We start from the raw sequence: 7,260 nt of genomic DNA, 5'->3' as shown, positions 1-7,260 counted from the left end.
CATGTCGAGCGACCGGTCATATCTCGTTCCGCGCCATCCACTCACCTGTCATGTCGAGCGAAGCGAGACATCTTCAACAACATCATCTCAAGCGTCGTGAGACGGATGGTAAGATTGCTCGCTGCGCTCGAAATGACAATGGTGGAGGTGCAAAGACGTAAAGATTGCTCGCTGCGCTCGAAATGACAATGGTGGAGGTGCAAAGAGGGGGCCGCCGGGCCTGGTCATAGCAAGTACTACGCACCATCCCCTTCCCGGTCATATCTCGTTCCGCGCCATCCACTCACCTGTCATGTCGAGCGAAGCGAGACATCTTCTAGACAATAGCGCTATTCCAAACCCAACCAGCTATGCGTATCACCCCTGAAACATGTACCAATACTAACTACAATATGCTGTAATGGATATACCTCGCCGATCTGTTGCATTCCGTCTCGGCTAGTATGAGTTTTCTATGCATAAAACTGATGCTATTTATCGAAAATATCTACTTGTTCGATAATTGGTTCTATGCTAGTATGTCATAAGACTAAGATCATCAGTATACATAGCCAGAAAGAGCTGGTCATGACAAACTACGGCTTCCTCATCGATCAGCGGAAGTGTATTGGCTGCCATGCATGCAGTACCGCCTGCAAGTCGGAAAATGAAGTACCACTTGGGGTGTACCGCACATGGGTTAAGTACGTTGAAACTGGAACTTTCCCTAACACACGCCGACACTTCCAAGTTACCCGCTGCAACCATTGCGCCAACCCACCTTGTGTCCGCATCTGTCCGGTTACGGCCATGTATCAGCGCACCGACGGAATTGTCGAGTTCGATCCGAAGGTGTGTATCGGATGCAAGGCCTGTATGCAAGCCTGTCCCTACGATGCAATCTACATCGATCCTGAAACACACAACGCCGCAAAGTGCCACTTCTGCGTCCACCGGATCGATCAAGGTCTCAAACCGGCTTGCGAGATTGTTTGTCCCGAACAGGCAATCATTTCTGGCGACCTCGATGATCCCAATAGCTTGATCAGTCAATTAATCGCCCGTGAACCGGTATCGGTGCGCAAACCCGAGCAAGGCACTGCGCCTAAGTTGTTCTACATCGATGCCGACCAAACAACACTTACTCCCACCGCTGCCCCGGTGGCCTCCACTTTCATGTGGGCCGATGTTGTCAGCGAGCAGTTGGTTGGTCACCACAACGGGAACGGCAAGCCTAAAGTAACACGCGAAGTGATCCCGCTCACCGCCGCTTCGGGCGCTACTATTCGTGTACCGCGCGAGCAAGGGATGGGTAGCGGCAGTAGTGCATTGATGTTAGGTGGACGAGTCGCCGGCCATATGGTACAGACCGGTTATAATGCCCAGCATAAGATTCCGTGGCACTGGCCGGTACCGGCCTATCTGGTCACGAAAGGGATCGGCAGTGGCATCTTTATGGCAATTGCTGCCGCTGTTGGTCTCGGTTTAGCCCAGTTGTCCGCCCCACTACTGGCAACCGCTCTCTTCGTCAGCCTACTCTTTATTGCAATTACAACTGGTTTGCTGGTCTTCGATCTTGATAAGCCGTTGATGTTCTACACCATCCTCACTCGCCCACAGTGGCGCAGTTGGCTTACCCGCGGTGCGTTTGTGTTGATCGGCTTCTCGGCTATTGGTGGGCTTTGGTTCCTGGCTGAGGCCGGTGCAGCGCTCAATTTCTGGTCAGAAGCGACGATTGCCGGCTTGCGACCGGTACTTGCTTGGCTTGGGATGCCGTTGGCCGTCTTGGCCGCTATTTACACAGCATTCCTCTTTGCGCAAGCCGAAGGGCGCGACCTCTGGCAAAGCCCGCTCTTGCCTGCCCACTTGCTGGTACAGGCACTTATGGTCGGTTCTGGAACCTTGTTGCTCTTTGTGCCATTTATGTCAATGCCAACGGAATTTGCGAACCTGCTCGTGTGGCTCTTTGCCGGTAGCTTAGTACTTGACCTCTTTATGATCCTGGTCGGTGAATTCGGCATTCCGCACGCTAGCGAAGTCGCTGCACGCGCCAAGCACGATATTAGCCACGGTCGCTATCGCAACCACTTCTGGCAAGGTGCGATTGGCCTTGGTCACATTGTGCCGGTGATCTTGCTCGGACTAGTCCTCCTTGCTCCAGCATTGGCCGTGCCACTGTTGGCCGTGGCCGGGATAGCAACCATCGCCGGGTTGTACGCCTTCGAATACGCTTTCGTCATGGCGCCGCAACACGTGCCGAACAGTTAAGAAAGGTGTAGTCATGGCGACGTCATTCCTCAACCGCTTGTTAGGAACACTCGGACAACAGACAGCAAAGCGGGTCGAACCGCTTGCACCACCGGTCGAGCGCTATGTCACGAACGCTGCACCGACGACTAATCCGGTAAGGAGCGAACTCCGTGATTATCCACCGGTCGAACGTTGGAACGATTGGACGGAGTACGATCCGAAGCACTGGCCGCGCAAGGTGCCCCGCCATTATACCCTTGTGCCGACCGTCTGCTTCAACTGTGAGAGCGCTTGTGGGTTACTCGCGTATGTCGATGTTGAAACGCTGAAGATCAAGAAGTTTGAGGGAAACCCGCTCCATCCCGGTAGCCGCGGTCGCAATTGCGCGAAGGGGCCGGCCACCCTTAATCAGGTCTACGATCCAGATCGGATTCTCTACCCGCTGAAGCGCGCCGGTAAGCGTGGCGAAGGGAAATGGGTGCGCGTTTCATGGGACGAAGCCCTCAACCAGATTGCTGCGCGCATTCGGAAGGCAATTATTGAGAAACGTCAGACAGAGATTATCTACCACGTGGGCCGTCCCGGCCACGATGGTATTATGGAGTGGGTGCTGCCCGCCTGGGGCGTCGACGCTCACAATTCGCATACCAATGTCTGTTCGTCGGGTGCGCGCTGCGGCCAGGCGATGTGGATGGGCTACGACCGACCATCGCCCGATCATGCGAATGCACGTGTTATTCTCCTGATCAGCTCGCACCTCGAAACCGGCCACTACTTCAACCCCCATGCTCAGCGCATTATGGAGGGTAAAATGGCCGGTGCAAAGTTGATCGTGCTCGATACTCGCCTCTCGAACACAGCGTCGATGGCCGATGAGTGGCTTTCACCGTGGCCGGGCAGCGAAGCGGCAATTCTGTTAGCGATTGCCAATTATCTTATCCGTACCGGTCAGTATAATCGCGACTTCGTGCGACGCTGGACGAACTGGGCCGATTATCTCCGCGCCGAGCACCCTGATGTCCCGGTCAGCTTTGAACATTTTGAGATGAAACTCCAAGAGCTGTACGCCCAGTATACGTTCGAGTTTGCTGCCCAAGAGAGTGGCGTGAGCGCTGAACAGATCGAGCGAGTCGCCAAAATGATCGCTCGTTGCGATGGGAAACTGGCGACGCATAGCTGGCGTAGCGCAACCAGCGCTAACCTTGGTGGCTGGATGATCGCACGCTGCCTCTGGTTCCTCAACGTGTTGACCGGTTCGATTGGCGTTGAGGGTGGTACCTCGGCGAATGTCTGGGATAAGTGGGTCCCCCGCCATCCCAATATGGCGCCACACGTAAAGGTGTGGAATGAATTGACATGGCCGCAAGAGTATCCGCTGACGTTCTACGAGCTTAGCATTCTCCTGCCACACTTCCTCAAAGAAGGTCGGGGGAAGGTTGACACCTATTTCACCCGTGTTTACAACCCACTGTGGACCAATCCCGACGGTATGAGCTGGCTCGAAGTGCTGACTGACGAGAGTAAGATCGGCCTGCACGTTCACCTCTCACCAACCTGGAGCGAAACAGGTTGGTTCGCCGACTATATCTTGCCGATGGGAGTAGGTGCCGAACGTCACGACCTCATGAGTCAAGAAACCCACGCCGGCTGCTGGATCGCATTCCGCCAGCCTGTGTTGCGTGAGGCGATGCGTCGCTTGGGCAAGCCGGTGAAGGATACGCGCGAGGCGAATCCTGGCGAAGTGTGGGAGGAGACCGAGTTCTGGATCGAGTTGTCGTGGCGGATTGATCCCGACGGTAAGCTTGGTATCCGCAAGACATTCGAGAGTCCTTATCGGCCAGGTCAGAAGATTACCGTCGATGAGCTGTACGGCTGGATGTTCGAGAATCACGTCCCCGGTCTGCCAGAAGCAGCGGCGAAAGAGGGCCTTACGCCACTTGAATATATGCGGAAGTATGGTGCATTTGAGCTGCGCAAAGGCGTGATGCCAACGTTCGATAAACCACTTGCTGCAAATGAACTGGCGAATGCGACTGTCGACCCGGAGACCGGTATCGTCTACACTAAGACACCAGCTCCACCGTCGTCAAACATTACCCCGGTTCCCTACTTCGAGCCTGACCCAGAACGTGGGCGTCCGATTGGAATCAAACTTGAGGATGGTTCCTTAGTTACCGGTTTTCCTACGCCGTCGCGTAAACTCGAATTCTATTCGACAACGCTGCGCGATTGGGGTTGGCCGGAGTACGCAATCCCGACCTACATCCATAGCCACGTCCATCCCAGTAAGATCGACCGTAGCAAGAATGAGGCGGTGCTTCTCTCAACGTTCCGGCTTCCAACGCTGATCCATACGCGCAGTGGCAACGCGAAGTGGTTGTACGAGATCAGTCACAAGAACCCGGTCTGGATCCATACCAGCGATGCCGAACGGTTGGGGGTGCGTACCGGTGATCTGATTAAGGTTGTTACCGAAATCGGGTATTTCGTTGATCGGGTGTGGGTCACCGAGGGTATTCGCCCTGGTGTCATCGCATGTTCGCACCATCTGGGGCGCTGGCGCCTCCAAGAAGATGGCGGTGGCCGGCTGTCTACAGCGCTTGTTGAGCTGAAGCAAGAAGGTGATGGTCAATGGAAGATGCGGCAGATCCACGGCATTCAACCTTACAAGAGTGAGGACCCCGACACGTCACGGATCTGGTGGGAAGATGCCGGCGTTCACCAGAACCTCACCTTCCCTGTGCATCCTGACCCGATCAGTGGTATGCACTGCTGGCACCAGAAAGTGCGCCTTGAGCGGGCTGGGCCGAATGACCGCTACGGTGATATTTACGTTGATACCAAGCGTGCGCATGAAATTTACCGTGAATGGTTGGCAATGACCCGACCGGCATCGCAGGTGTCACCGAATGGTTTACGCCGACCACACTGGTTGTTGCGGCCCTTCCGCCCGGATCGCGAAGCATACGTACTGCCACAATGGAAGGGTGCTAAGGTAGTGGAGAAAAAATCGTGAACACGGACGCCGATCTGGTAGCCCGCTATGCGTTGGCAGACCTGATCGGCCGCCAGTTGTTGGCGCCGCCGACCGCCGCTGATGTGGCGGAGGCGGCGTCGTTGCCGGAATTGGCGGCTGTGATGGCTGACGGGCCAGAAGCGTTGGCGATTGCTTACGAATATCTGTTCGGTCGCAATGTCTATCCTTATGAATCGATCTATCGCGATGAGGAGTTAATGCTCAATACGGCTGTGGCTGAACAGGTTGCTCATTTTTATGCTGAGTGTGGATTTACTCCTGAATATAACATCGGTGCCCCCGATCATATCGGGCTAGAACTGATTCTGCTGGCACGCCTCATTGCTACCGAGCACGCCGCGTTGGCGCAACATGATCATGCGCTAGTGCGCTGGGCGCGCCAACGCACGGCTACATTTCTCCACTGTCATATCGCCGCCTGGGCGCCAATCTGGGTACGTGCCGTTCAACGCATTCCGGCTCACCCCTTTTACCAAACACTTACCACATTCCTGCTGGAACTGCTCGGTAGTGAACTCGAACGGCTGGCAGGTGAGCAGGTATCGCATACGACCTACATCCCTTTACAACCGGCGAATCCCGCCGCCGACGAGACCGATCTGAGTGCGCTTATCCGCTATTTGATTACCCCGACTAAATCGGGTATTTTTCTCAGTCGCGCAGATTGTTCGATGCTCGCCCGTCGGCTCGGTTTTAGCATTCCCATCGCTGACCGATTTACGATGGCACGTACCTTGTTTGAAACCGCCGGTCAATTCGATCAGGTCGGTGAATTGATCGACATGCTACGTGAGCTGTTCGCCACCGAGCTTGCGGAGTTACACCGCCTCAGCGACACGCAACCGTTGTGGCAACCATTGCTGGAACCGTGGGTAGCACGCCTGGCCGATACCAACTGGTTAACAACCGAACAATAGCTTGCCGCTCACAACGTGGATGGTCGGCAGGTTATTGCATCTATTCACGAACCGGATCATGACTACCCATCCACCGCTGCTGCAATGCTTGTAGCTCACCGCGTTCTTCCAGGCGGATGCTCGATAATTAGCATTTTATTTCGACACAAAAGCTGCAATGCTTGTAGCTCACCGCGTTCTTCCAGGCGGGCCAAAACCCGGTTGATTTCAGACTCAAGTTGAAACGCCGCCGCCGGCATCGCTAACACATACGGTTCGTAGCTCAATGCAGCCGCGATCCGCAGATCGCCGGCAGCTATTGCTCCCAACGCCACCACGCGATCGAGAATAGCAGCATCAATCGTACCGGCACGCAACCCTTGCACCAATGGCGCAATCTCATCGGTTTCAATGAGCGTCACCGGTGTCTGCAATGCAAAACGGCGAGCTAATGAATCACCTTCGCTGCCCAGTACAACCCCCAAACGTCGATCTTGCAGATCGGCAAGCTGCCTAATTGTACTATCGACCTGCGTCACTAACATTAACCCGCCATCAAAATAGGGGCGCGAAAAGCGGGCACGATAGCCCTGTTCAGGGGCATACGGTAACGCTGCTGCGATCAGATCGGCCTGTTGACCGGTTAACTGATCGTACAGCGCATCGAAACCACTACGGATAAAAACCACGTCGACCCCAAGCTCACGTCCGATTGCACGCACCAGATCGATATCAAATCCCACCAATTCGCCAGCACGCTCTTCGGCAAATGGGCGATAACCGACATCGACGGCAACACGCAAGACACCGCGCGCGCGAATACCGGCATACACCGGATCGATCGGTGTCACGGCCTGATTCACATTCCACGCAAGCCAAGCGTAAGCAAGCACCACCACAATCGCGCACCCATCCAGCCAGCGTTGCCATTGACCGACGTTCATTTGTCACCCCTATAAGATACAGCCTAACCGCACTACTCACGTAAGCTTCCTTAGAGCTTTCTCATTTTCGCGCCTTGACCGCTCGTTTATCCATCGGTATACTTGAAATAGTAAGCAGACATCATAGCACAAAGCCATTTCCCTCTGTTAGCGC

The 7,260-nt window shown here is 55.0% G+C and carries 4 protein-coding genes; 3 read left to right on the top strand and 1 reads right to left on the bottom strand.

Annotation, left to right across the window (positions count from 1 at the left end; translation table 11 throughout):
- The first annotated feature begins 567 nt into the window (after positions 1 to 567).
- From ACP5OT_RS13140 to ACP5OT_RS13130, 3 genes are read left to right on the top strand one after another with little or no spacing between them, the layout of a single operon-like run.
- Positions 568 to 2,247 (top strand): 4Fe-4S dicluster domain-containing protein, encoded by a 1,680-nt coding sequence (locus tag ACP5OT_RS13140; RefSeq protein ID WP_424675291.1) that lies wholly within the window; start codon positions 568 to 570, stop codon positions 2,245 to 2,247.
- 13 nt (positions 2,248 to 2,260) lie between these two features.
- Positions 2,261 to 5,245, top strand: coding sequence for a molybdopterin-dependent oxidoreductase (locus ACP5OT_RS13135; RefSeq protein ID WP_428112560.1), 2,985 nt, complete (start codon positions 2,261 to 2,263; stop codon positions 5,243 to 5,245).
- Positions 5,242 to 6,183, top strand: a complete 942-nt coding sequence (locus tag ACP5OT_RS13130) for a TorD/DmsD family molecular chaperone (RefSeq protein WP_424675289.1) — start codon at positions 5,242 to 5,244, stop codon at positions 6,181 to 6,183. The genes ACP5OT_RS13135 and ACP5OT_RS13130 overlap by 4 nt, the downstream gene beginning before the upstream one ends.
- A gap of 95 nt (positions 6,184 to 6,278) precedes the next feature.
- Here ACP5OT_RS13130 and ACP5OT_RS13125 read toward each other — a convergent pair whose 3' ends face one another.
- Positions 6,279 to 7,106 carry an ABC transporter substrate-binding protein gene (locus ACP5OT_RS13125; protein WP_424675288.1) on the bottom strand — a complete coding sequence of 276 codons (828 nt, stop codon included), beginning with the start codon at positions 7,104 to 7,106 and terminating at the stop codon, positions 6,279 to 6,281.
- Positions 7,107 to 7,260: the final 154 nt, after the last annotated feature.

This window comes from Chloroflexus sp., assembly GCF_049970315.1.
GTDB lineage: Bacteria > Chloroflexota > Chloroflexia > Chloroflexales > Chloroflexaceae > Chloroflexus.
This window is presented reverse-complemented; position numbering and strand designations above follow the sequence as displayed.